This window comes from Deltaproteobacteria bacterium (genome assembly GCA_005879535.1).
GTDB lineage: Bacteria > Myxococcota > Myxococcia > Myxococcales > 40CM-4-68-19 > 40CM-4-68-19.
Window position 1 is genome coordinate 40,754 of the sequence record VBKI01000050.1, and the last position, 23,206, is coordinate 63,959.

General features: G+C 70.2%; 21 protein-coding genes. 11 read left to right on the forward strand and 10 right to left on the reverse strand.

The window, feature by feature from the left end:
- The first annotated feature begins 24 nt into the window (after positions 1-24).
- Genes E6J58_06100 through E6J58_06115 form a run of 4 tightly spaced genes read left to right on the forward strand, consistent with a single transcriptional unit; the run spans position 25 to position 3,830 of the window.
- The gene (locus E6J58_06100) at positions 25-807 is read left to right on the forward strand and encodes an ABC transporter ATP-binding protein (protein TMB40097.1); all 783 of its coding nucleotides are present in this window, start codon (positions 25-27) and stop codon (positions 805-807) included.
- Positions 804-2,045, forward strand: coding sequence for an FtsX-like permease family protein (locus E6J58_06105; GenBank protein TMB40098.1), 1,242 nt, complete (start codon positions 804-806; stop codon positions 2,043-2,045). Before E6J58_06100 ends, E6J58_06105 begins: the two co-directional genes overlap by 4 nt.
- Positions 2,038-3,330, forward strand: coding sequence for an ABC transporter permease (locus tag E6J58_06110; GenBank protein TMB40099.1), 1,293 nt, complete (start codon positions 2,038-2,040; stop codon positions 3,328-3,330). Before E6J58_06105 ends, E6J58_06110 begins: the two co-directional genes overlap by 8 nt.
- A gap of 47 nt (positions 3,331-3,377) precedes the next feature.
- Positions 3,378-3,830 (forward strand): hypothetical protein, encoded by a 453-nt coding sequence (locus tag E6J58_06115; GenBank protein ID TMB40100.1) that lies wholly within the window; start codon positions 3,378-3,380, stop codon positions 3,828-3,830.
- Positions 3,831-3,849: 19 nt separating this feature from the next.
- Here E6J58_06115 and E6J58_06120 read toward each other — a convergent pair whose 3' ends face one another.
- From E6J58_06120 to E6J58_06130, 3 genes are read right to left on the reverse strand one after another with little or no spacing between them, the layout of a single operon-like run.
- The gene (locus E6J58_06120; protein ID TMB40101.1) at positions 3,850-4,296 is read right to left on the reverse strand and encodes a GNAT family N-acetyltransferase; all 447 of its coding nucleotides are present in this window, start codon (positions 4,294-4,296) and stop codon (positions 3,850-3,852) included.
- A gap of 14 nt (positions 4,297-4,310) precedes the next feature.
- Positions 4,311-5,216, reverse strand: coding sequence for a hypothetical protein (locus E6J58_06125; GenBank protein TMB40102.1), 906 nt, complete (start codon positions 5,214-5,216; stop codon positions 4,311-4,313).
- Positions 5,054-5,674, reverse strand: coding sequence for a methyltransferase domain-containing protein (locus E6J58_06130; GenBank protein ID TMB40103.1), 621 nt, complete (start codon positions 5,672-5,674; stop codon positions 5,054-5,056). Before E6J58_06130 ends, E6J58_06125 begins: the two co-directional genes overlap by 163 nt.
- Before the next feature lie 16 nt (positions 5,675-5,690).
- Here E6J58_06130 and E6J58_06135 point away from each other — a divergent pair, with 16 nt between their 5' ends.
- The 3 genes from E6J58_06135 to fadJ all read left to right on the forward strand — a co-directional run bounded on the left by E6J58_06135 (position 5,691) and on the right by fadJ (position 9,616).
- A complete protein-coding gene (locus tag E6J58_06135) occupies positions 5,691-6,044 on the forward strand; it encodes a DUF971 domain-containing protein (GenBank protein TMB40104.1) in 354 nt (117 codons plus the stop codon).
- 107 nt (positions 6,045-6,151) lie between these two features.
- Positions 6,152-7,447, forward strand: a complete 1,296-nt coding sequence (gene fadI / locus E6J58_06140; protein ID TMB40105.1) for an acetyl-CoA C-acyltransferase FadI — start codon at positions 6,152-6,154, stop codon at positions 7,445-7,447.
- Entirely contained in the window at positions 7,448-9,616 is a 2,169-nt protein-coding gene (gene fadJ, locus E6J58_06145; protein TMB40106.1) for a fatty acid oxidation complex subunit alpha FadJ, read from the forward strand.
- 13 nt (positions 9,617-9,629) lie between these two features.
- On the opposite strand, the gene E6J58_06150 is transcribed toward fadJ, so the two are convergent.
- From E6J58_06150 to E6J58_06165, 4 genes are read right to left on the reverse strand one after another with little or no spacing between them, the layout of a single operon-like run.
- Positions 9,630-10,337 (reverse strand): hypothetical protein, encoded by a 708-nt coding sequence (locus E6J58_06150; protein TMB40107.1) that lies wholly within the window; start codon positions 10,335-10,337, stop codon positions 9,630-9,632.
- Positions 10,337-10,876, reverse strand: coding sequence for a dTDP-4-dehydrorhamnose 3,5-epimerase (gene rfbC, locus E6J58_06155; GenBank protein ID TMB40108.1), 540 nt, complete (start codon positions 10,874-10,876; stop codon positions 10,337-10,339). Before rfbC ends, E6J58_06150 begins: the two co-directional genes overlap by 1 nt.
- A 4-nt stretch (positions 10,877-10,880) precedes the next feature.
- Positions 10,881-11,561 (reverse strand): response regulator transcription factor, encoded by a 681-nt coding sequence (locus E6J58_06160; GenBank protein TMB40109.1) that lies wholly within the window; start codon positions 11,559-11,561, stop codon positions 10,881-10,883.
- Between the two features lie 9 nt (positions 11,562-11,570).
- Positions 11,571-13,019 carry a two-component sensor histidine kinase gene (locus E6J58_06165; GenBank protein TMB40110.1) on the reverse strand — a complete coding sequence of 483 codons (1,449 nt, stop codon included), beginning with the start codon at positions 13,017-13,019 and terminating at the stop codon, positions 11,571-11,573.
- A 43-nt stretch (positions 13,020-13,062) separates the two neighbouring features.
- Between E6J58_06165 and E6J58_06170 the strand changes: the two genes are divergently transcribed.
- Together E6J58_06170 and E6J58_06175 are read left to right on the forward strand one after the other, a co-directional pair.
- A complete protein-coding gene (locus E6J58_06170) occupies positions 13,063-13,338 on the forward strand; it encodes a hypothetical protein (protein ID TMB40111.1) in 276 nt (91 codons plus the stop codon).
- A gap of 1 nt (position 13,339) precedes the next feature.
- Complete coding sequence (locus tag E6J58_06175) at positions 13,340-13,774, forward strand: steroid delta-isomerase (GenBank protein TMB40112.1); 435 nt, start codon at positions 13,340-13,342, stop codon at positions 13,772-13,774.
- 6 nt (positions 13,775-13,780) lie between these two features.
- Here E6J58_06175 and E6J58_06180 read toward each other — a convergent pair whose 3' ends face one another.
- Genes E6J58_06180 through E6J58_06190 form a run of 3 tightly spaced genes read right to left on the reverse strand, consistent with a single transcriptional unit; the run spans position 13,781 to position 20,810 of the window.
- On the reverse strand, positions 13,781-17,134 hold the full coding sequence (locus tag E6J58_06180; protein ID TMB40113.1) for a hypothetical protein: 3,354 nt from the start codon (positions 17,132-17,134) through the stop codon (positions 13,781-13,783).
- Complete coding sequence (locus E6J58_06185; GenBank protein ID TMB40114.1) at positions 17,127-20,279, reverse strand: hypothetical protein; 3,153 nt, start codon at positions 20,277-20,279, stop codon at positions 17,127-17,129. Before E6J58_06185 ends, E6J58_06180 begins: the two co-directional genes overlap by 8 nt.
- 36 nt (positions 20,280-20,315) lie before the next feature.
- Positions 20,316-20,810: a hypothetical protein gene (locus E6J58_06190; GenBank protein TMB40115.1), complete on the reverse strand. Its 495-nt coding sequence runs from the start codon at positions 20,808-20,810 to the stop codon at positions 20,316-20,318.
- Between the two features lie 89 nt (positions 20,811-20,899).
- On the opposite strand from E6J58_06190, the gene E6J58_06195 reads away from it, so the two are divergent.
- Complete coding sequence (locus tag E6J58_06195) at positions 20,900-22,225, forward strand: metallophosphoesterase family protein (GenBank protein ID TMB40116.1); 1,326 nt, start codon at positions 20,900-20,902, stop codon at positions 22,223-22,225.
- On the forward strand, positions 22,222-23,133 hold the full coding sequence (gene metF, locus E6J58_06200) for a methylenetetrahydrofolate reductase [NAD(P)H] (protein TMB40117.1): 912 nt from the start codon (positions 22,222-22,224) through the stop codon (positions 23,131-23,133). Before E6J58_06195 ends, metF begins: the two co-directional genes overlap by 4 nt.
- Positions 23,134-23,206 lie beyond the last annotated feature (73 nt).

Below are 23,206 nucleotides of genomic sequence, written 5' to 3' on the forward strand. Positions count from 1 at the left end.
CACTTGGCTACGGCCGGAGAACACATGCCGCTCATCGAGCTGGAACACATCGTCAAGACGTACGACCTGGGCCTCTCGAAGGTCCCCGCGCTCCGGGACATCCACTTTCCGATCGAGCGGGGCGAGTTCGTCGCCATCGTCGGGCAGTCGGGGTCGGGCAAGTCGACGCTGATGAACATCATCGGCTGCCTCGACGTGCCCACCGCCGGGCGCTACCGGCTGTCCGGCCGCGACGTGAGCACGCTCTCCGACGACGAGCTGGCGGACGTGCGCAATCTCGAAATTGGATTCGTCTTCCAGAGCTTCCAGCTCCTCCCGCGCGCCAGCGCGCTGGAAAACGTCGAGCTGCCGCTCGTCTACCGCGGCGTCAGCAAGAAGGAGCGCCGCGACCGCGCCGTCGAGGCGCTGAAGATGGTGGGACTCGAGGACCGGATGAAGCACAAGCCGGCGGAGCTTTCCGGCGGCGAGCGGCAGCGGGTGGCGATCGCGCGTGCCCTCGTGACTCAGCCCTCGCTGCTGCTGGCCGACGAGCCCACCGGCAACCTCGACAGCCGGACCGGCGAGGAGATCGTCGGTCTCTTCCTCGAGCTGCACGGACGCGGCAATACCATCGTGCTGGTGACGCACGAGCCCAGGCTGGCCGCGCGCTGTCCCCGCGCGGTGCGGCTGGTGGACGGGCTGGTGATCGCGGACGGCCCGGGCAAGGAAGTGGCGATGGCGAACGCCGAGGCGCTCGGGGCCGAGGCGCTGGCCCAGTTCCATGCCGCCGCCGAGCGGGTGGCGGCGCGGGCAGGAGCACGGCCATGAAAGGCATCCGGAGGTTTTTCGCGGAGCTGCGCGACGCGATCGTGCAGGCGGCGTTTTCGCTCGTGTCGCACAAGCTCCGGGCGCTGTTGACCATCAGCGGGATCGCCATCGGCATCATGACGGTGATCCTGATCTTCATGGTGCAGGCGGGAATGTCGTCGAGCTTCGCCCGGCAGCTCAGCACACTGGGGCCGAATACCCTCTTCGTGCACAAGTGGAAGTGGGGCGTGAGCGGCAACGACTGGTGGAAGTACAAGAACCGGCCGCACGTGAACATGCTCGACCTGCGCGCGCTGCAGGCGAACACGACTCTGCCGGTGGCCATCGCTCCCCTGGTGAATACGCAAGCCACCGTCTCGTACGGCGGGAAGGACGTGAAAGGCGTCGACGTGCGCGGGACCACTGATGGTTATCTCGACGCCACCGGCTGGCAGATCCGGCGCGGACGCTTCCTGACGGCGCTGGACCAGGAGATCGGCGCCAACGTCTGCATCATCGGGGCGGACATCGAGGATGCCTACTTCAAGAGGCAGGAGCCGCTCGGTCAGCAGATCCGGGTAGGCCCCAACCTGCGCTGCAGCATCGTGGGCATCTTCGCGCGCAAGGGGAATGCGTTCGGGCAGACGCAGGACCTGCGGGTGATCCTCCCGCTGTCCGCCTTCATCCAGACCTTCGGCAGCAAGCGCGGCCTGGTGGTCGCCGTGGTGGCGCCGGAAGGCAAGGTGCGCGAGACCGAGGACGAGGTCACCGCCGTGATGCGCAACGCGCGGCACCTGGCGCCAGACCAGGAGGAGAACTTCTCGGTCAACCGGCAGGACAAGCTGCTCGAAGGGTTCAACCAGATGATGATGGCCACCAACGTCACCGGCATCCTGGTGGGCATCATCACCGCCATCGTGGCCGGCATCGGGATCATGAACATCCTTTTGGTCTCGGTGAAGGAGCGCACGCGGGAGATCGGCATCCGGCGCGCGATCGGGGCGCGGCGGGGGACCATCCTCTGGCAGTTCCTCTGCGAGGCGGTGATGGTGGCGGTGGTGGGAGGGATGGTTGGGATCGTGCTCGCGTCGGGAGCGGCGTCAATCATCGATCTGATCTCGCCCTTGCCGGCGAGGGTGGATCCGCGCGTGATGCTCGGCGGGGTGATCGGGTCTGCAGTGCTGGGAATGGGATTCGGGCTCTGGCCTGCGCTGACGGCGGCGATGCTGCAGCCGATCGAGGCGCTGCGCTATGAGTGAGGTAGCGGTCCAGGCGCCCGGAGTCGAGGCGCCGGTCTCGTCCGGCCGGTTGCGGCGCGGATGGACCGCGCGCCACGACGACCTGCGGCTCGCCCTCGACTCGCTCTCCTCGCACAAGCTGCGATCGGGGCTCACGCTGCTGGGCATCGTGATCGGCGTGTTCACGGTGGTGGCGATGATGGGCCTGTTGAACGGGCTGCGGAAGTCGATCGACAAGCAGCTCGGAGAGCTTGGAGCGAACGTCTTCCAGATCCAGCGCTGGCCGGCGGTGCAGTTCGGGAACTTCTCGCCCGAGATCCAGGCGCGCAAGAAGCTCACTCTCTCGCACATGCGCCAGCTCAAGGAGCTGCTGCCGCAAGCGAGCCAGGTGGGGGCGCAGATCTGGGAGTACGGCAAGACCGCGACCGCGAACGGGAACACCGACCTCGGCGTGCAGGTCGCCGGCGGCACTCCGGAGTTCTTCACGCTCACCAATCTGTCGATCGCCAGTGGCCATGGATACACCGAGGCGGAAGTGATCGCCGCGACCCGGGTGGCGGTGATCGGCGCGAACGTCATCGACTCCCTGTTCCCGGGTCAAGATCCGATCGGGCAGAAGCTCAGGCTGGGCCGGATGGAGCTGGAGGTCATCGGCACCATCGAGCGGCAGGGCGGGCTGCCGATCGACACCAACCCGGACAACACGGTGTCCGTCCCGATTTCGCTCTTCATGGAGCTGTACGGGACCTCGCGCACGGTGGACATCGGCGTCATGGCGCACGAGCCCGAATCGATGAAGAAGCTGCAGGACCAGGCCGTCGCCGCCTTCCGGAAGGTGCGGGGGCTGGACAACTCGAAGGAGAACGACTTCGAGGTCTTCTCCAACGAGTCGATGCGCGGCATGTTCGACAACCTGGCCACCGTGGTGACCATTGCCAGCGCGTTCATGTGCTTCCTCTCATTGATCGTGGGTGGCATCGGCGTCATGAACATCATGCTGGTCGCGGTGACCGAGCGGACCCGCGAGATCGGTCTGCGCAAGGCCCTCGGCGCTCGCCGGATGCGGATCCTGATGCAGTTCGTGATCGAAGCGGTGTTTTTGGCGGCCTTCGGCGGAGCGATCGGAGTCGCGCTCGGGTATTGCGCATCGTGGGTCGGCCAGTTCCTGAAGTTCCCCGCACAGGTGCCGCTCTGGGCCGTGGCGCTGGGGATCGGCGTGTCGAGCGGAGTGGGCCTCGTTGCAGGGATCTATCCGGCGTGGCGCGCGTCGCGGCTCGATCCGGCGGTGGCGCTCCGCGACGAGTAGTCGCCGGGCTTGCGCGAATAAGTCCCGGGGCGCACCGTCAGAGAGTCATGCGCGCGATCTTCTTGCTCGCGGCCGCTTGCGCCACGGGTGGTTCGAACTACGGGACGGTAGCGATCAAGTCATTCTCCAACGCCGCCGCGCCAGCGGCCCGGTTCTCGGTCGGGGAGCGGACCATCTCCGGATCGAGTCTGTATGCCGTCCTCGACCAGGGGTGCATCCGGGGGAGCGTCGGCAGGGCGCCGATCGGTTTCTGCAGCGATCCGGCGGACCCGAATCATTGGTCAGGAATCAGCGGCGACTTCACCGCGGTGGCGAACCCGGACGGGCACAGCGTCAACGTGGATGGCTACCTCACGCTGGATACGAGGCGGCAGGCGTCGATGACGCAGGTGGTCCGGCTCGGCGACGGGCCGCAGTGGGATGAGCTGCGGAAGAATCCCGCGCTGGCGGCCATCGCGGCCACGGCGGCGGATCTGCAGGCAGCGCACATCCGCTACTGAGGTGGCGCAGCGCGTCCGGCTACAGATCCAGGGTCAGGCGGTCCCGCGCCACCGCGCTGAAGCCGGCTGCGCGGTAGAGGGCGAACGCGGCAGTCTGGGTGCGCACGACTTCGAGGTCGAGGGCGCGCAGGCGACGGCGGCGCGCTTCCTCGAGCACGCGGGCGAGGATCGCGCGCGCTACGCCGGTGCGGCGTGCCTCGGGCGTGACATAGAGCTCCTCGATCCAGAGCGTTTCGCCTCCCTTCTCGACCGAGACGATCTGATTCGCCAGCAGGACGCCGACGGGTTTGCCGTCGCGCTCGGCGATCAGCAGCCAGGCCGGGGTTCCGGCCCGGAAGGCCGCGTCGAGGCCGCGGTCGATGCGGGCCGGCTCGGCCGGGAGCTGGTGCTCGATCATCTGGGCCGTGAGCAGAGCGTGCACGATGACGCGGTCAGCGGGTTCGGCGCTTCGGACGCGGAGGCTCATCGGAGAGAAGGTACTCAAGACGCTGGCACGGCGCCCGGCCGATATTGCGCGATGTCGGCGACTCGCCCCGGGGCGAGGTCCAGCAGCCAGTAGCCCTCGGCGTCGCGTTCCGTCGAGGAACCGGCGCAGATCACGTTGCCCGAGCGGAAGCGCTCGTGGATGTGGCCGCAGAGCACCGCTGCCGCGTCGCGCGTGGCCTCGAGCAGCTTGCGGGCTCCGCGGAGGCGGTGCCAGGGCCAGTCGGGGATGCCGCCCGTCCGGAACGGGGCGTGGTGCACGAGGACAATCTTGCCGTGGAAGTCCTGGGCCAGATCCCGGTCGACGATGCGGCCCTGGGTGATCACCGGCCAGCACACGTCTCCGCAGGAGTCGAGCGCCGCGAAGCCCGCCGGCAGCGGGCGAGGCGGAAAGTACGACTCGTAGAGGGTGTTGGGCCGGCCGGCCACGGGATACCGGTCGTGATTCCCGGCGATGCACAAGAGGCGGTCCTTGAGCGGCGCGAGGGCGTCCTGGGCAAGCGCGAACTCCTCCTCCATCGCGAGCTGCGTCAGATCCCCGGTGCAGACCACGAAGTCGGCCCGCAGCTCGTCCGCGTCGCGGACGATCTGGCGGAGCTTCTCCAGGGCGTCCTCGTAATCGTGACCGCGCCCCTTCCACAGCTCGACCGTGGCGAGCGCGCGGAGAGGACCCAGCTCGCGCAGGGGCCGCTCGCGCCAGCGAGGGAGCTGCACATGCGGATCCGAGAAGTGCAGGATCCTCACGGCTTCTCCGCCACCGCCAGCAGGCCGAGGCCGCCCAGGGTCTCGTCGATCCGCAGCACCCGCAGGCCGGCAGCTTCCAGAGCGTTCCAAAGCGACTGCGCCGTAGGACGGCCGTAGAGCCCGCTCATGATCCGCCAGAGCGCGGCGGTGGCCGCCCAGCGGACGTCGGGAAGGGCGCGGGCCAGGCCCAGCATCGTCGCGCGCGGCCCGGCCTGTGGCTCGAGCAGCACGGCGCGGCCGCCGGGCCGCAGGACGCGCGCGATCTCGCGGAGCGCGGCCGGCTGGTCGGGGAGCAGGTACAGGACGCTGTGCAGCGTCACCGCGTCGAGCGCTCCCGACCGCACCGGCAATGCCGCCGCGTCGAGCGCGACGAGCGGCATCCGCGGGTCATGACGGCGGGCTCGCCGGAGCATCGACATGGCGGAGTCGCCGCCGACGGTTCCCGCCGGTAGCTTCGCGGTGGAGATGCCCGGTCCGCAACCAAGATCGAGGACGTGCCGCGCACCCTCGGGAAGCTCCTGCGCCATCCGCTCTCGATGCCGCTGCCAGACCGGATGCCGCGTCAACAGATCATACGGCAGCGCGAGCGCATCGAACACCGCCGACGACCGGAGCATCGCCGCTCCATAGCAGATGCGTTACAACCGTGGCATGGGGCTGCTCGACAAGATCAAGCCGCAGAGGCCGCAACCGAAGCCCACCGATCTGGCGTTCGACGCCGACGGCAACCTGCTCGTCCGCTGGGACGACGGCCGGGAATCGAAGTTCGCGCCGCGGTGGCTGCGCGCCCGGTGCCCGTGCGCGGAGTGCGTGGAGGAATGGAGCGGCAAGCGCGTGGTGGGGGAGGAGCAGGTGAAGCAAGACGTAAAGCCGCAGGGGATGCATGAAGTCGGCCGGTACGCGATGCAGGTGCAGTGGTCAGATGGCCATTCGACCGGGATCTATTCCTGGGACTACCTGCTGAAACTGCGGGAAGAGCAGCCTTGAACGGTCTCCCTTCTTTGTAACGTGTCCCGCCGGGGCCTCCGCCCCGGCCGGTGTTTGTTGACTCGGCGCGTTAGCGCCGTTATGACGCGCGCCACCCGGAGGAACCCATGCCCCCCCGCCCAGGCCGCCGCGTCGCCATCGTCGCCGGCCTACGCACCCCATTCGTCAAAGCAAACACCTCGTTCAAGGATCTCTCGGCGCTGGAGCTGGGAAAGCAGGTCGTCGGGGAGCTGGTCCAGCGGGCGGAGATTCCCGCAAAGGCCATCGACCAGATCGTGTTCGGGACCGTGATTCCCTCGGTGGAGCTCCCCAATATCGCGCGCGAGGTGGGGCTGGCGGCGGGGCTGCCCAAGAATGTGGATGCGCACTCCGTGGTCCGGGCCTGCGCCACCAGCCTGCAGGCGATGACCAGCGCCGCCGACGCGATCGCGCTCGGCGAGATCGACCTCGCCGTCGTTGGTGGGTCGGAGGCGATGAGCGACGTTCCCATCACCTACTCGCGCCCGGTCGCCCAGGCCGTACTGGCGGCGAGCCGCGGCCGTTCCCTGGTGGAGAAGCTGCAAGCGTTCCAGCACGTCAGCGCCAAGGATCTGCTGCCGGTACCGCCCGCAATCGCCGAGTACTCCACCGGACTCTCCATGGGCGAGTCGGCGGAGAAGATGGCGAAGGAGAACGGCATCTCCCGCGAGGCGCAGGACGCCTGGGCGCACCGATCGCACTTCCTCGCCGCGCAGGCGTGGGAGGGCGGCAAGTTCCGTCACGAGGTCATGCGGGTCCTCACCGGGAAGGACTTCGAGACCGTGGTCGCCGAGGACAACATCGTGCGCAAGGACTCCAAGCTCGAGGGCTACGGCAAGCTCAAGCCGGTGTTCGACAAGAGGTACGGCTCGATCACCGCGGGCAACTCGTCGCCCTTGACCGACGGCGCCGCGGCCCTCGTGGTCTGCGCCGAGGAGCGCGTCCGCGAGCTCGGGCTCCGTCCGCTCGGCTTCCTGCGCGCGTACGCGTACGCCGCCGTCGACCCCGGTTGGCAACTCCTGCAGGCGCCCGCGTTCTCCGCGCCGAAAGCGCTCAAGCGCGCAGGGATGAAGCTGAGCGACATCGACCTCGTCGAGATCCACGAGGCCTTCGCCGCGCAGGTGCTCTCCAACCTCCAGGCCTGGAGCTCGAAGAAGTTCGCCGACGAGCACCTCGGCGGCGCGGAGCCCATCGGCGACGTCCCGGACGAAAAGCTGAACCCACGGGGCGGAAGCATCGCTCTCGGCCACCCCTTCGCCGCCACCGGCGCGCGCCTCGTGCATCAGGCGCTGCGCGAGCTGGACGAAAAGGGCAAGAACACGGCGCTGATCTCCATCTGCGCCGCCGGAGGCCTCGGCGCAGCCTGCGTCCTGGAGCGGACGTAGATGGGCGCCCTTCGCGCAGAGACAGGGCCGGACGGCATCGCGCTCGTCCTCTACGACGTTCCCGGCGAGCGCGTGAATACGCTGCGCGACACCTTCCAGCAGGACTTCCATGAGATTTTCGGCAGGCTCGCCGAGGATTCGGCGGTCAAGGGAGTTGTGGTCGCCTCCGCCAAGCCCGACAACTTCGTGGTCGGCGCCGACGTGGAGATGCTGGCGCGGACGAAGAGCGCCATCGAGGCGACGGCGCTGGCCCGCGGGGCGCAGCAGGCGCTGCAGCGGCTCGAAGATCTGGGCAAGCGCAAGCCGGTGGTCGCCGCCATCCACGGGCCCGCGTTGGGCGGCGGGCTGGAGCTGGCCCTGGCCTGCACGTACCGGATCGCTTCCGACGATCGCAAGACGCAGCTCGGACAGCCCGAGGTGCAGCTCGGGCTCATCCCGGGCGGCGGTGGAACACAGCGGCTGCCGGCGCTGATCGGCATCGCGCAGGCCATCGACCTGATCCTCACCGGCAAGTCCGTGCGGGCCGCGAAGGCGCGCAAGCTCGGCCTGGTGGACGACGTGGTGCCCAGGGCGATCCTGGTCGAGGTTGCGCGCCGGCGGGCCCGCGAGCTGGCCGAAGGCGAGCTGCGCATCGAGCGCAACAAGGTCGAGCTCAAGCTGCCGAAGCTGTTGCGCACGGAGGTGCTCCAGCAGATCGCCCTCGAGGACAACCCCGTGGGCCGGAAGATCCTCTTCCAGCAGGCGCGCAAGGCGCTCCTGGCGAAGACCCACGGACACTATCCAGCTCCGGAGCGCGCCCTGGAGGCCATCCGCATCGGCGTGGAGAAGGGAACCGAGGAAGGCTACCGCGCGGAGGCGAACTTCTTCGGCGAGCTCGTCGCGAGCGACGTCTCCCGCCGCCTGGTGGAGATCTTCTTCGCCACGCAGACGCTGAAGAAGGACACCGGCGTCGACGAGCCGTCGGTGAAGCCGCGCGACGTGGAGAAGGCGGCGATCCTGGGCGCCGGCCTGATGGGCGCCGGCATCGCGTACGTGACGGCGGATGCCGGGATCACGGTGCGGCTGAAGGACAAGGACGATGCGGCGCTCGGCCGGGGGCTGAAGCAGATCGCGGGCATCCTCGACGAGCGCCTCCGGCGGAAGCGGCTCAGCCCGCGCGAGCGCGAGGAGAAGCTGGCGCTGATCACCGGCACCACCGATTACAGCGGCATGCGGAACGCGGACGTCGTGATCGAGGCCGTGTTCGAGGACCTCTCCGTCAAGCACGGCGTCGTCCGCGACGTGGAGCGCGAGGCCGCCAACGCGATCTTCGCTTCCAATACCTCGTCCATTCCGATCGGCCTCATCGCCGAGGCTGCCTCGCGGCCCGACAAGATCGTGGGCATGCACTTCTTCTCCCCGGTCAACAAGATGCCGCTTCTGGAGGTCATCCGCGGCCGGAGCACCGGCGCCGAAGCGGTGGCGACGGTCGTCGCCCTGGGGAAGCGGATCGGCAAGACCGTCATCGTGGTGAACGACGGGCCGGGCTTCTACACCTCGCGCATCCTCGCTCCCTACATCAACGAGGCGGCGTTCATCTTCACCGACGGCGCGGCGGTCGAGGACATCGACCGGGCGCTGGTCGACTTCGGTTTTCCGGTCGGCCCCATGCAGCTGCTCGACGAGGTGGGCATCGACGTCGCCGCCAAGGTCGCGCACGTCATGCACGACGCTTTCGGCGGCCGGTTGGCATCGCCGGCGGGTTTCGAGAAGCTGGTGGAGAGCGGACGCCTGGGGCGCAAGACGAAGAAGGGCTTCTATCTGTACGGCGAGTCGAAGACCAAAGAGGTGGACCGCGCGGTCTACGAGCTCACCCCGCAGGGCCACAAGCGCAACTCGCCGACCACGGGCGAGATCGCCGAGCGCTGCGTGCTGCAGATGGTGAACGAGGCCGCGCATTGCCTCGGCGACGGCATCCTCCGCTCCGCGCGCGACGGCGACGTCGGCGCGGTCTTCGGGCTCGGCTGGCCTCCGTTCCGCGGCGGTCCTTTCCGGTATGCGGATTCCCTGGGAGCGGCGCAGGTGGTCGAGCGCCTGCGGAGCTACCAGGACAAGTTCGGCGTCCGTTTCACCCCGGCCCCGAAGCTGGTGCAGCTCGCCAGCTCGGGCGGGAAGTTCCACGGCAGGTAGAACCGCGGCTCGTTCAGGTCACGGTGACGTTGAACAGCTTCCCCGCGCCCCAGGTGGCTGCGGCGGCGACGGCCAACACCAGTACCTGCCGCGCCGCGCTCCAGAGGACGTTCCGGCCGCCCAGGTAGCCGAGCACGGCCCCCACCGCCACCGCCGCGACGCCGCCGAGTACGATCGAGGCCAAAGCCGCCTCGGTGCCGCTACGGAAGAACCAGGGGACGAGAGGCACCAGCGCACCGCCGGCGAAGGTGAGCAGCGAGCTCGACGCTGCCTTCCACGGCGAGCCCAGCTCGTCTGGATCCAGTCCGAGCGACCGCGCATACACCGCCAGCGCGCGATCCGGGATCATCGCGATCTGCTGGGAGGCGTTGTGCGCCGTCGCCTGCGCGACGCCACCGCGCTGGATGAACTCCTCCAGCTCCTGCCGGGCCCGCTCGGGAGCGCGCTTGAGATGCTCGCGGTAGTCGGCCAGCAGGCGCTGCAGGAGCTCCACCTGCGCCGACATGGAGACGTACTCGCCGACCGCCATCGAGGCCGCGCCCGCGACCAACGAGGCCAGCCCGGCGAGCAGCACGAAATGGCCGCTCGCCTCCGCGCCCGCGACGCCGAGGATCAGCGAGACGTTGGTGACCAGTCCGTCGCTGACCCCGAGCACCGCCGCGCGCGTCGCCCCGCTCTGCACCTCTCGCGCGCGCTGCCGATCGGGCCGCCCCTGCGGCATCAACTCTCCAGCATCGTGCGCAGCTCGGAGAGGGTGGGGAGGGCAGCGTCCTTCGGCGACAGCAGCGGGTCGTCGATCGGCCAGTCGATCCCCGCGCTGTCCCAGCGTGCGCCGATCTCGTCGGCGCGGTCGTAGTAGTCGGTGCACTTGTACTCGACCTCGGCCACGTCGCTGAGCGCGCAGAACCCGTGGGCGAACCCCGGCGGGACGAAGATCTGGCGGAAGTTCTCCTCGCTGAGGCGGCTGCCCACCCACTTGCCGAACGTCGAAGAGCGCAGGCGGATGTCGACGGCGACGTCGAAGATCTCGCCCCGCACCACCCGCACCAGCTTCCCTTGCGGGCGGGTGCGCTGCGCATGCAGGCCGCGAAGCGTCCTTCGCACCGAGCGCGAATGATTGTCCTGGACGAAGGAGAAGGGGATGCCGCCTTCGCGGTAGCGGTCGGCGCGGAAGGTTTCGAGGAAGAAGCCGCGCGCGTCGCGGAACACGTCGGGCTCCACGATCACGACGCCGGGCAGCTCGGTCTGAAGAAACTTCAATGGCTCACCTCTCGAACCGGTATCCGTGCCCGCGCACGGTGAGGAAATGGCGCGGCTCCTCCGCGTTCACCTCCAGCTTGACGCGCAGCGAGCGGACGAAGTTGTCGACCGTTCGCGGCGTGCCCTCGTACTCCGCCCCCCAGCAGCGCGCAAGGATGTCGTCGCGGCTGAGGGCGCGGCCGTTCGAGGTGAGGAAGAGCCGCAGCACCTTGAACTCCTGCGGGCTGACGTCCAGCTGGGTCCCCTCGCGGGCGACGATCTGGCGGTCGAGGTCGACCTCCACCTGCCCGAACCGGATGACCGCGTTCTTCTCGGGCGCAGCGGGCCTGCGCCGCAGGAGCGCTTCCACCCGCGCCAGGAGCTCCCCGAGGCCGAACGGCTTGCTCAGATAGTCGTCGGCGCCGAGCTTGAGCCCGAGGATCTTGTCGCTCTCCATTCCCTTGGCGGTGAGCATCAGGATCGAGGCGGTCGATCCACGCCTGCGCAGCTCCTTGAGCACCTCGAACCCGTTGAGCCCGGGGAGCATCACGTCGAGCACGATCAGGTCGACGTCCGACTCCAGCGCCATGCGCAGGCCGGTCTCGCCGTCCTCGGCGATGCGCACCTCGTGGCCGTCCTTGCGCAGGTTCAGGCGCAGGCCCAGCGCGATGGCGCGGTCGTCTTCGATGATCAGGAGGCAGGGCATGCCGGGGCCCTATGCGGCGGGGAGGACGACGCGGAAGGTGCTCCCCTCTCCGACCCTGCTGTCCAACTCGATGTGGCCGCCGTGCAGCTCGACGATCTTCTTGGCGATGGCCAGCCCCAGGCCGGTGCCCTCCGTGCGCCGCGAGAGCAGATCGTCGGCGCGATAGAACCGCTCGAAGATACGCTTGCGGTCGTGAGGTCGCACGCCAGGTCCGTTGTCCTCCACTTCGATGGCGACGTTGCGCCCCGCGCGGCGGGCGCGCACGCGGATGCGCTTCTGATCGCCAGTGTACTTCACCGCGTTGTGGAGCAGGTTGAGGACCACCTGCGCCATCGCGTCGCGGTCGACGTTCACCGCCGGAAGCTGCGGGTCGAGCTCGGTCTGGTAGGTGGCCGGCAGCTGCTGGGCACGGTAGGCCTGCCCGATGCGGTCGAGCAGCGCCGCGACGTCGGTGCGCTCGAGGTCGAGCGCCGCCCCGCCCGATTCCAGCCGCGACCAGTCGAGAAGCTTTCCGACCATGCGCGAGAGGCGGTCCGCCTCCCGCGAGAGCATCGTCACGCACTCGCGGACCTCCTCCGGTCCCTCCGCCCGCCCTTCGCGCAGGGTCTCGGCAAAGAGACGAACGCTGGTGAGCGGCGTGCGCAGCTCATGGGAGATGTTGGCGACGAAGTCCGTCTTCATGCGCGAGAGCTTGTAGGCGCGGCGCATCTCGCGGATGGTGAGCCCGAATCCCACGCCGATTCCGACGTACAGCAGGACGAGGAGCGCGATGTAGAGCGTCCGGTTCCGGAACGCGAGCGGCGCGGCCGGATCGCCCGGCAGCTCGGCCGCGAGGACGAATCCTTCCAGGGGAGGTCCGAGCGAGGTGCGGGCAACCACGGTGGAAGTCTGTCCCGCCTCCGCCACGATCCGCCGCAGGGCCGCGAGCGCGGCCACCGGCTCGCGCGGCGGTACCAGCCGGAACAAAGCCCGCTCGCGGGGAAACCGCGCCTCCGCGAGCCGGTGCACCTCTTCCGCCAGGGCCGGAATGTCGAACTGGGCAAGCAACGTCCGTTCGCCCTTCGGTTGCACCGCCCGAACCAACGCGACCGCGCGCCGCTCGCCTTCGATCTCCGTGTTCGCGAAGACGTGGCCGCCGATGGGGAGCGTCGCCGCGCGCCGCGCCGCATCGGCGAGCTCGGCAGGGGGCGAATCGAGCGGCCGCACCGAGTAGACCAGCGGATCCCTGCCGGTGGCAGCGATCGTCTCCGCGGACTTGTCCAGGCGCGCGAGAAGCTCCAGACCGAGCGCGCGAAGCCGCGCGTCGTACTCCTCCGCCAGCCGGCGCTCGACGGCCGCTCGCTCGTTCGCCACCGCCACCACGCCGAAGGCCACCAGCGCGACGCTGGGGAGCAGCATGCCGCAGAGCAGCCAGACGAAGGCGCGGCGAAATTCGATCAGCTCGGAGGTCCCAGCCATCCGCTTTCCTTCTATCAGCGATGGTGTAAGGTGCGCGCCCCGAATGGCAATGAAAGGCAAGCAGCCCCGCGTTGCGGCTTCGCCGCCGCAGCCGCAGACGCCGCTCGCCAAGGCGCGCTGGGCGCTGGAAGCGGGGGACATCCGCCGGGCGCGGCAACTGGCGAACGAGGCCGCCCGCTCCGGCCCGGAGTCGGAGCGGGCGGAGGCCGAGGCACTGCTGCGCAAGCTGGGGCCGGATCCACGCGCGCTGCTGGTCGCCGCCATCGTCCTGGTGATGATTGTGATCGCCGCCTGGCTGGCGATTCTGCGGAAGGGCTAGAATCGCCGGCGCCAGCAAGCAACCGGCTGACGTTGGAGGCGATCATGCTGCGTATTGGGCGTGCACGGTGCTCGCATGCGCCACATCCCGGCCAGCTTCGGTGGACGTGGTGCAGCGGCAACTCGAGGCTTTCAACGCACAGAATCTCGACGCCTTTGCAGCGACGTACGCGGACGACGTGCTCATCACGAGGGGCCCTGAAAAGAAGCCGTTCGTGCAGGGCAAGCAGGAGCTGCGCGACGTGTACGGCAAGATGTTTGCGAAATACCCGAATTGCCGGGCGCGACTCGCCGAGCGCAAGACCGAAGGCGAGAAGGTGGTGCTCGACCACGAGATCATCACGGGCCGCGGCCCGGAGCGCCCGGATCCGTGGGACATCGGGTTCGTCCGCTACGTGGTGGAGAACGGCAAGATCAAGGCCGTCGAGCTGCCCTGAAGCTTCTCATTCCGGGTAGCACCGCCGGAAGAACCCGCAGCCGATCTCCCGGCAGCGCGCCGGCTCCACCAGCGGCCACACGCCGGTGCGGCGTCCATCGGCGATGGCTTGCGCCGCGTCGAGCAACCTCGCGCGCGTTTCGTCGGGTGGCGCCGGAGCACGCTCGACGAACGGAGCGGCCTTCGAGCGCAAGAAGACGATGCCCGTCCGCACCGGCAGCGGCACTTCCGCCACGAGCTCGCGCGCGGCCAGCGCATACGCATCGAGCTGGGCGGCATACCGGGCAGTGTCGCGCGCCTGCGAGAGCTTGTAGTCGACCACCGTGACGTCCTCGTCGACGAGCAGGGCGTCGATCTGCCCGCGCAGCAGCAGCTCCGGGGCTCCGGCGCGCTCGAGGCGCAGCACGAACCGGAGCTCGCGGTAGAGCCGGTTCGCGGGCGCGGCGGCCATGCGGCGCGCCAGCGGCGAGTCCAGGAACGCGCAAGCGGCGTCCAGGACCTCCGCATGCGCCGTGGGATCCTCCCCTTCGAGCCGAAGCACGGCCTCGAGCTCCGCGCGCCGCGTTTTGGGGTCTACGTTCAGCGGGATCAGCTCGAGCAGCCGGTGCGCCAGCGTTCCCAGCGCAGCCGGGGGACTGGCGTCGTCGCCGAGCGGATCGGCCAGCGGATGTTCCGCCTCGGGCCGCTCTTCGAGCCGCAGCTCGTGGAGCAGCTGGTACCGCCGGGCACAGGCCTGTGCATCGGCGAGCTGCGTCACCGGCGCCGAGATCGTCACCTGCGCCGCTGGAACGGCGGCCTGGACGCGATCGACGTCGGCGTGCTGCGCGGGCGCGAGCTTGCCGAGCTCGGTGGGTTCGACCGCTGGCCCTGCCGCCGAAAGCGGCTGCGCCGCCCCGACGTCCCGGACGACGCGCAACAGCCCGCGGCCGGCCGCTTCGTCCGCGACCTGATCCACCCAGGAGCGCCAGGATTCCTCCTTCCGCGCTGCCCGCCCCGACAGGACCAGCAGATCGCGTGCGCGCGTGACGGCGACGTAGAAAAGGCGCCGCGACTGGGCCAGCTCCCGCGCCTTGCGCTTCTGGTCGAGCGCCTCCCCGCTTCTGCCCCAGCGCCGCTTGCCATCGGCTCCGCGCGCCTTGACCGCGAGCCCGAGCTCGCGGTCGACGAGCACCCGCTCGGCGCCCGGATTGAACGAGGCCGCCGCGCACTCCGGAACGAACACCACCGGGAACTCGAGACCTTTCGCTGCGTGGACGGTGAGGAGCCGGACCGCGTGCGGATCGCGCTCCTCCACCACCGCCCCCTCCGCCTCTCGCGTCTCGTCGTCGGCGAGGCGGCGCAGGCCGGCGGCGAACGCGCGGACGCTCACGCCCCGGACCTCCGCCTCGCGCGCGAGCGCGAACAACTTGTCGACGTTCGCGGCGGCTTGTTCGCCATGGAGCCCGCCAGCACAGGCGGCGACGTAGTCGGTGGCGGCGACGGCTGCCTCGAGCAGGCTGGCCGGCCCGAGCCGGTCGGCCTCGTGCCGCAGCCCGCGCAGCAGCGTTCGCACGCGCGCCATCGCCTCGGCGTCGTCGGGCTCGAGGTCCGAGGCGTCGTCCAGCGACCAGCGCCTCCGCGCGAGCAGCACCAGCGCATCGTCCGAGAGCGGTCCGAAAGGAGCGCGCAGCACGGAAGCGAGCGACAGATGGTCATCCGGGTCGGCGGATGCGCTGAGCAGGGCGACCAGATCCATCACCTCGCGCGCGAGATGGAAGCCCCGCCCCCTGTAGACCAGATGCGGCACCCGCCTGCGCAACAGCGCCCGCCGGAACGTTTCCAGATTCGTGAACCGGCGCAGGAGCACGGCGACGTCGCCGCCGCGCACCGGCCGCGCCCGGCCGTCGTGGTCGTACACGCGCTCCGGAGCGCCCGGAGAAAGAAGCGCGGCGATGCGGGCGGCAACCATTTCCGCCTCCGCCTCGACTCCGGCGCCAGGCACGTCGAGCAGTTCCGCGCAGGGGTCCGGCGATCCGGCCTCGCGGATCGCCGTCAGCGCGTCGTCCGGCGAGAACGGCGTGTCGAACGGCGCTCCGGACGCCGCGAGCGCGCGCCCGAAGATGAGATTGGCGAGCTTCACCAGCGCGGGCCGGGAACGCCGGGATTCCCGCAGCACGAACCGGTCCGCGCCCCGCGCGAGCAACCGGCCGGCATAGGCCTGCGCTCCGGCGACGTCGGCTCCGCGGAAGTCGTAGATCGACTGTTTGCGGTCGCCGACGACGATCACCGGCCGGTCGCCCGCGAGCTTCTCGAAGATCGCGATCTGCGCGCCGCTCGTGTCCTGGAACTCGTCGACGAGCAGGGCACCGACCCGCTCGCGCTCCGCCGCGCACGCGGCCGCGTCGTCGGTCAACAGATTGCGGCACAGCCGGGTGAGATCGTCGAAGTCGAGCGCGCCGCGGCGGCTCTTCGATTCCCGGTGCCGTTGCGAGGCGTATTCGGCGAGGGCCGCCAGATCGCGGGCGAGCGCGGCGCCGCGCACGCCCGCGTCGGCGTTGAGTACCCCTGCGAAGGCGTCGCGCGCCGCGACGATGAGATCCTTCTCCAGCCCCTGGGCGCGCAACGTCCAAGGCGAGGCTCGCCGCACCTCTCGCCACGCCTGCGCAAGCTGACCCGGAGCGTACGCTTCCAGCGCCGGCCCCGGTGCCGGAGGTGCTTCCTTCCCCGCAGCCTGCAGCGCGCCGCGCAGCTCCGCCAGGGTACGATCGAACTGGCGCCGCGCGCGCGCGTCCTCGTCGAAAGCCGCCTGTGGATCGGCGAGCAGCGACGCCGCCGGCGTTCCGGTCTCCGCGAGCTTCTGCATCAGCCCGGCCAGCTCATCGGCGAGCCCGAGGGCGAACTTCCCCTGCGTGCCCAGACCCATCTCCGCGCACAGACGCCGCGCCGAATCGCGCAGCGCGTCTCCAAGCGCGCCTTCCAGCGCCCGCAACGCGGTGGTCTCACACGCCTCGCGCAGCATCGTGCGCGCCTCGTCCTCCGCCAGGAGGGCGAATCCGGGATCGATTCCCGCCGCCGCGGCGTGGCGTCTCAGAATCTGCCCGCAGAGCGCGTGGATGGTCCCGATCTGCGCCAGCCCGAGATCACGGCGGACGCGCATCCACGACGGGCCCTGCGCGGCCAGCTCGTCCACCCGAGCCCGGATCCGTCCCTTCAGCTCCGCCGCCGCTTTCTCCGTGAACGTGACCGCCCACAGCTTCGCCGGCGGCAGCGGGTTCGCGCCCCCGAGAAGGTCGATGCAGATGGCGACCAGCCGGTGCGTCTTCCCGGTGCCCGCTCCCGCCTGGATCACGGCGCTGCCGCGCGCGGCCAAAAGATCAGGCACGGGGCACCTCGCCGCCGTTTTCCTCGGGGTCGGTGGGCAGCGCCACCAGCCGGCAGACGGGCTTCAAGTCGCAGTAGTCGCAGCTCAGAGGACGGACCGCGAAATACCCGGAGCGCATCCTCGACACCCGATCCTGGACCGCCGCCGCCAGCGGAAGGGCGGCGGGATCGATGCCGTTGTCGCGCAGCGTGGCCGTACGCCTCGCGTCGCGCAGCGAGACGTAGGCCGCATCGACGCGGGCCGACGGGTATCGCTGCCGCACCATCTCGGCGTACAGCACGAGCTGGAATTCGGGAGCGAGCAAAGCCTCCGCTTTCACCCGCGGCGAGAGCGTCGTGAGCCGACCTGACTTGTAGTCGAGCACCAGCAGGGTTCCGTCCGGGAGCCGATCGATCCGGTCCACGATGCCGCGCACGTGCACGTCGCCGATCCGCAGCGCGGGCCAGGAGTCTTCATCGTCGAATCCGAACGAACGCTCCAGCTCCAGGGGAGTGGCCTCGCGCTCCGACTCCACGACTGCCACGAGCCGCTCCAGCAGCTCGATCCGCTTCAATTCCCACAGCGCGCGATGACCGACGTGCTGCTCCTCGGCGAACGCGTCCATCTCCGCCCCCGCGATCTCGCGCAGCAGGGCGATCTCCTCGGCCGTGCCGCGCAACGGCAGCCGCGCCTCGTCGCGCATGCGGCGGAAGAACTTCTCCAGGCAGCGATGGAGCAGCGTGCCGCGTTCGCGGGCGCCGAGCTCGGCATCGTCGCGGTCGTCGACCTCGATGTGCAGCAGTCGTTTGCCGAGGGTCCGGAACGCGCAGGTCGCGTGGTCCTCGAGCTGATGCGCGGAGAGCGGAGCTTCTTCCCCGAACGCGAACGCCGCCCGCGCATGATCAAGCGCTGCTCCCGAGAGCTGGCCTGAGAAGCGCCCCGGGGGAATTTCGCCGACGAACGCCCGGACGCGCTCGCGCTCCGCCGCGGCGGCCCGGGCGATGCGGTGGAAGCGAACCGCAAGCGGAGAAGCTGCGACGGCTGCCGCGAGACCGCGCGCTGCGACCGCGTCGGCCGGCGGAGTGATCCGGTACGCCGGATCGGCGAATGCATCGAGCGCTGCGCGGGTCAGCAGCTCGGACGCGTCGGCGCACGCGAAAGGCGCGGGAATGGCGAGCAGCGGCAGCGCCTCCGGCTTTTGGCCGAGGGCACGGATCGCTTCCTCGGCGAAGGGCGAGGCCAGGAGATCCCGCCCCTGTGAATCCGCGCGCGGCCAGAGCAATGAGACGGAGCTTTGCGCGGAGCAGAGCGCGAGGTGGAAGAGGAGCGGCTCTTCGGCCTGACGCGGCGGAAGAAGGGCTGCCTCCGCGGAATCGGCCGGGACCCGGAACACCGGCCTGCGGGCGCCGCGGTTGATGGCGCGCCGCTCGTCGTCGGACAGGAGAGCATCCACCGGCGGCCGCGCCGGCAGCTCGCCGTCGACGAGGCCGGCGACGAACAGATGCTGAAAGGTCCTCCCCGGCAGCTCGCGCAGCTCGAGGAGCTGTACCGCGGCTCCGCGGGCGCCGGAGCCGGGCAGCGACGCGTCCGACAGCGCTTGGGAGAGAAGTTGCGCGAACTCCGCCCGGGAAAGTCTCACCTCGCCGAGACGCGCCGCGGCGCGCGCAAGTCCGGCGCAAGCCTGTTCCAATGCGCGCGCGGCCGCCTGGTCGCGCGCCAGGGCCGCCGCGGCGGCACGCTGCAGGGCGTGTCCGGCTTCAACGGGCTCGGGCGCGCGCAGCCGCCGCCACAATCCCCAGTGCGCGAGCAGGCCGAGCAGTGCGGCGCCATGCTCCCGGAGAGACGCTTGCGCAGGCAGCCTCCGGAGCTCGTTGACGATCCGCTGCACGCGCCGCGACGTTTCGGCGACGGGTTCCGCGTCGCGTTCCTGGCGCAGCAACCGGGCTGAAAGCGCCGCAAGCGCCGCCGCGTATCCGCCCGCCGTCGCGTCGTCCCGGACGTGCGACTGCCGCAGGACCCGCGCCAGCGCCTGCGGCGGAAGCCGGTCGCTGTCCTCCGCGAGCCAGAGCAGACGCGAACAGAGCAGGTCGATGAGGGGCTCGCGGGGAAAGTCCTGGTCGACCAGCTCCAGGATCGACAGCGCAAGTCGCACCGGCGAGGCCTGCACCGCCGGCCGGCCACGCCGCTCGCGGAAGGGAACGCCGAGCCGATGCAGCGCGGCGCCGATCTCCTCGGCGACCCCGTTTCCCAGGCTCCGGGCGGCGATCCCGATGCCATCCGGCGCCGCTCCCCGGCGGATCAGCGCCGCGCAGCTCCGGGCGATCTCCCGCGCCTGCGCCGGGGGCGAGGCGCATTCGAGCAGAGCGACGGGCGCGGCTGCCGGTGGACCTTCCGGCGCGAACAGGCGGCGGAGAAAAGGCAAAAGCGGCGAGCCTTCGGCAGGGTCGAACAGCGCCAGCTCCGGGGCAGGCTCCGGGAGCTTCTCGATGGCCCGCAGTACCGGATCGAGCGACTCCGTCAGCTCGGGCCGCCCCGCCGACCAGGGCAAGCGAATCCGGACGCGCAGCCGCGCCGCAAGGGCGGTAGCGAGGCGCAGCCGGAGTGGCGTCCAGTCGAGGACACCCTCGAACTCGACCTCCGCCGCCCGGGCCAGCTCGGAGGGCAGCGGGCCGCCGCGCTCGAGATGCTCGACCGCCAGCCGCAGCGCCTGGTGCGGATCCACGAGCGCGGCCCGATCGAGCGCCGCCCGCGCGGCGATCAGCGTGCGCCCCAGGGCGACCGGCCGCTCGGGAACGTCGAGCGCGGCGAGCTCGACCGGCTCGAGCAACCCCTCCGTCAAGGCGGCCAGCAGGTCGCCGAGGGCGCGGGCATATCCGGCATGGTTACGGATGCCGAAGTACGGTCCCGGCGAGTGCTCGCGGGCCGCCTGCCGCAGCGCGAGCTCGAGCGCGAACGGCGAGGCAACCTCGGGGCAGGCTCCCGCGCGTTGCGCTTCGCGGATCAGCTCGCGTCCGAGCTCGGCAAGGCTGTACGCGACCCTGCCGGGAACGAAACCGCGCTCGCGCGCGAGGCGCCCCAGCCGCTCCTCGACGCGCGCCGCGTCGGGCAGGACCGCAATCCTCGGCCCGCGCCGGCGGGCCTCGGCGAAGCTGAGCTGCCTGTGCATCCTCCCCTCTTACCCGAGGGGTCCGACATCCGCCGACTACTTCTTGTCCGAACCCGGCTGCGCGTCCGGCGCGAGGCTGCTGGCCGGGGGCTGCGGCGCCGGCGCCGCAACCCTCTTCTGTGGCGGCTTCACGCTCGCCATGCCCCACAGCGACTTGCGGGCATCGCTGAAGTTCTTCGCGATCCGCGGCGAAGTGCCCTCCGGTACCTCCGCCCAGGGGCGGATGGCCAGCGCCCGCTTGAACTGGTCGGAGGCTCCGCTCAGCTTGCCGGTCTCCGAGAAGATCAGGCCGCGGTAGATGAGGACCTGCACCCTGTCGTCCTCGCTGTCCTTCGCGCTCTCATCCGCGAGCTGGAGCTCGGCGAGCGCTGCGTCCAGGTCGAGCTTCTGGTACAGGCGCATGGCGGCGGCGAGGTGGGCATTGCCGGAGACGTCCTTCACGGACATCGTGGCGGACGCGGCCGATTCCTCTGCGGCAGCGACTGCGGAAGCGGTGCAGACGAGCAGGGCGGCGGAAAGAGAGAATCTCATCTCTCCACGGTAGCAGAGGGCAGCGCGCGCCGCGAAAAACGCGAAAAACGGAAGTGGCCGGCCCCCGGGTGTCGCTGTAAGGTCGCGTCATGCCTCTGAAAGGCCGCAGCGGGGCGCTGCTGGTACTGCTCGTTCTCGCAGGGTGCGACAAGCTGCGCCTGTTGCCCGGCTTCGAGCCGGCGGCCATCGTCCCGCCACCAGGCCCGCCGGCGATGGCCATCGGTCCATGGCTGCTCGAGCCGCAGCCCGGAAAAATGACGGTAGCGTGGACGACGCTGGAGCCCTCCGTCGGCCGAGTCTGGTACGGCACGCCGGAGCCGGATCGGCTGGCGACCGAGGAGGGTCCGCCGGTCACCGATCACCGCGTGGTGCTGGCCTCGCTGCAGCCCTCGACGCAATACCGCTATCGCGTCGAGGGGGGATACGAAACCGCCTGGTTCACCAGCGCGCCGGCAGCGGGGGCGGAAGGCCCCGTCCACGTGCTCGTCTACGGCAACAACCGGAGCAACGACGGGGATCACGCGCTCCTGGCGAGAGCGGCGGCCGCCGAGCGGCCACAGCTTGCGCTTCACACCGGCGACATGGTGGCGAACGCGCGCGAGGAATCGCTGTGGCGGGTCTGGTTCCAGGAGGAGCATGATCTGTTGGCGCACGCCCCCATCGTTGCCACTCTCGGCAACCACGAGATCACGGACACCGGCGCCGCCTACGCGCGTTTCTTCCAGCGCCGTGAATTCCCCGCCTACGCGTCGCTCGATTACGGTCCCGTGCACGTGGTCGTGCTCAACGCCTTCGAGATGCAGGCCGGCGGGACGCCGCATTGGGGCGGCATCTCGGATGCGCAGAAGGCCTGGTTCGACGAAGATTTGCGCCGCATCCCTCCCGATCGGCACGTCTGGGTGCTCGTGCACCAGGGTCCCTTCGCGCATCCGGCGGAGTCGCGGCCTGAGCACGGCGGCAGCGACGAGGTCCGCGCGGTCATCGCCGGCGCGCAGAAGGTGCATCGTATACAGGCTGTCTTCGCCGGTCACGAAGGGTTCTACGAGCGCGGCGAGGTCGACGGACTGCGCTACTTCGTCGTCGGAGGCGGTGGGGCGCCGATGGAGGAACCCGACGCGAGGTCCCCCGGGGTACAGAAGACCGCTACGGCGCTGTCGTATGCCAGCCTCGAGGTGTGTGGTTGCCACACCCGCGGCACCGTCAAGGACATCGCCGGGAAGGTCATCGACGCCTTCACGCTGTCGGACTGTGCGACGCCGTGCAGCGTGCCGCTTTCGCCGCAGGTCGCCGTTTCCGCGGCCACGTCCGGGCAGGATGCGGACGACTCCCGCGGCTCGCGGCGGCGCTCGCACAAGCGCCGCCGGCGCGGCCCGCTCGACGACAGCGCGTCGGCGGCGGAGAATCGGAGCCGATGAAGATCACCGACATGCTCCGCTTCGCGGCGGAGCGGGGCGAGCCGGTCTTCTCCTTCGAGTTCTTCCCGCCGAAGAACGACGCAGGGGTGTCCGGGCTGTTCGAAACGCTGCGCGCGCTGCGTCCCCTCGCGCCTTCGTTCGTCAGCGTCACCTGGGGGGCGGGCGGGTCCTCACGGGGCCGGACGCTGGAGATGGTCACGCGCATCAAGCGCGAGACCGAGATCGAGGCGATGGCGCACCTCACCTGCGTGGGCGCCTCGCGCAAGGAGCTGGAGGAGCAGCTCGCGGTGATCTGCGATGCCGGCATCACCAACGTGCTCGCCTTGCGCGGCGATCCCCCGCGGGGCCAGCGCGAGTTCATCGTCCATCCCGAAGGGCTCGCCCACTCGAACGACCTGGTGAAGCTCGCGCGGGAGGTGGCGAATGCGCGCGGCGTCGATCTCTGCATCGGAGGCGCTTGCTACCCGGAGGGTCATCCCGAGATGCGGGACCTGTCGCAGGACCTGCGCCACTGCAAGCTGAAGGTCGAAGCGGGCGCGGACTTCCTCATCACGCAACTCTTCTTCGACAACCGCCGTTACTTCGAGTTCGTCGGGCGCGCGCGCGCCGCGGGGATCGACGTGCCGATCCTCCCCGGCCTCATGCCGGTCACCAACGTCGACCAGATCGAGCGGTTCACCGCCCTCTGCGGCGCGCACATTCCGGCCGGTCTCTCCGCTGCGCTGCGGGCGCGGCGCGACGATCCGGACGCAGCCCTGCAGCTCGGGGTCGCCTACGCCGCGCTGCAGAGCGCGGATCTGCTCAGGTCCGGCGCGCCGGGGGTCCATTTCTACACGCTGAACCGCAGCACCGCGACGCGCGCCATCCTTGCCGCGCTGCGCGCGCAGGAACCCTGGCGAGAAGGCTAGGCGTAATCCAATCCTCGGTGCAGCCGTAAAGCCGCACTTTCGCTGCGAGGGCGGTGGTTTGCAACTGAAACGA

Coding starts and splice junctions, on each gene's coding strand:
- fadJ (TMB40106.1), top strand. CDS start 7,448: ATGGGCGCCCTTCGCGCAGAGACAGGGCCGGACGGCATCGCGCTCGTC.
- E6J58_06170 (TMB40111.1), top strand. CDS start 13,063: ATGGCAATGAAAGGCAAGCAGCCCCGCGTTGCGGCTTCGCCGCCGCAG.
- metF (TMB40117.1), top strand. CDS start 22,222: ATGAAGATCACCGACATGCTCCGCTTCGCGGCGGAGCGGGGCGAGCCG.
- E6J58_06135 (TMB40104.1), top strand. CDS start 5,691: ATGCGTTACAACCGTGGCATGGGGCTGCTCGACAAGATCAAGCCGCAG.
- E6J58_06190 (TMB40115.1), bottom strand. CDS start 20,810: ATGAGATTCTCTCTTTCCGCCGCCCTGCTCGTCTGCACCGCTTCCGCA.
- E6J58_06150 (TMB40107.1), bottom strand. CDS start 10,337: ATGCCGCAGGGGCGGCCCGATCGGCAGCGCGCGCGAGAGGTGCAGAGC.
- E6J58_06115 (TMB40100.1), top strand. CDS start 3,378: ATGCGCGCGATCTTCTTGCTCGCGGCCGCTTGCGCCACGGGTGGTTCG.
- fadI (TMB40105.1), top strand. CDS start 6,152: ATGCCCCCCCGCCCAGGCCGCCGCGTCGCCATCGTCGCCGGCCTACGC.
- E6J58_06100 (TMB40097.1), top strand. CDS start 25: ATGCCGCTCATCGAGCTGGAACACATCGTCAAGACGTACGACCTGGGC.
- E6J58_06110 (TMB40099.1), top strand. CDS start 2,038: ATGAGTGAGGTAGCGGTCCAGGCGCCCGGAGTCGAGGCGCCGGTCTCG.
- E6J58_06120 (TMB40101.1), bottom strand. CDS start 4,296: ATGAGCCTCCGCGTCCGAAGCGCCGAACCCGCTGACCGCGTCATCGTG.
- E6J58_06105 (TMB40098.1), top strand. CDS start 804: ATGAAAGGCATCCGGAGGTTTTTCGCGGAGCTGCGCGACGCGATCGTG.
- E6J58_06195 (TMB40116.1), top strand. CDS start 20,900: ATGCCTCTGAAAGGCCGCAGCGGGGCGCTGCTGGTACTGCTCGTTCTC.
- E6J58_06185 (TMB40114.1), bottom strand. CDS start 20,279: ATGCACAGGCAGCTCAGCTTCGCCGAGGCCCGCCGGCGCGGGCCGAGG.
- E6J58_06160 (TMB40109.1), bottom strand. CDS start 11,561: ATGCCCTGCCTCCTGATCATCGAAGACGACCGCGCCATCGCGCTGGGC.
- E6J58_06130 (TMB40103.1), bottom strand. CDS start 5,674: ATGCTCCGGTCGTCGGCGGTGTTCGATGCGCTCGCGCTGCCGTATGAT.
- E6J58_06165 (TMB40110.1), bottom strand. CDS start 13,019: ATGGCTGGGACCTCCGAGCTGATCGAATTTCGCCGCGCCTTCGTCTGG.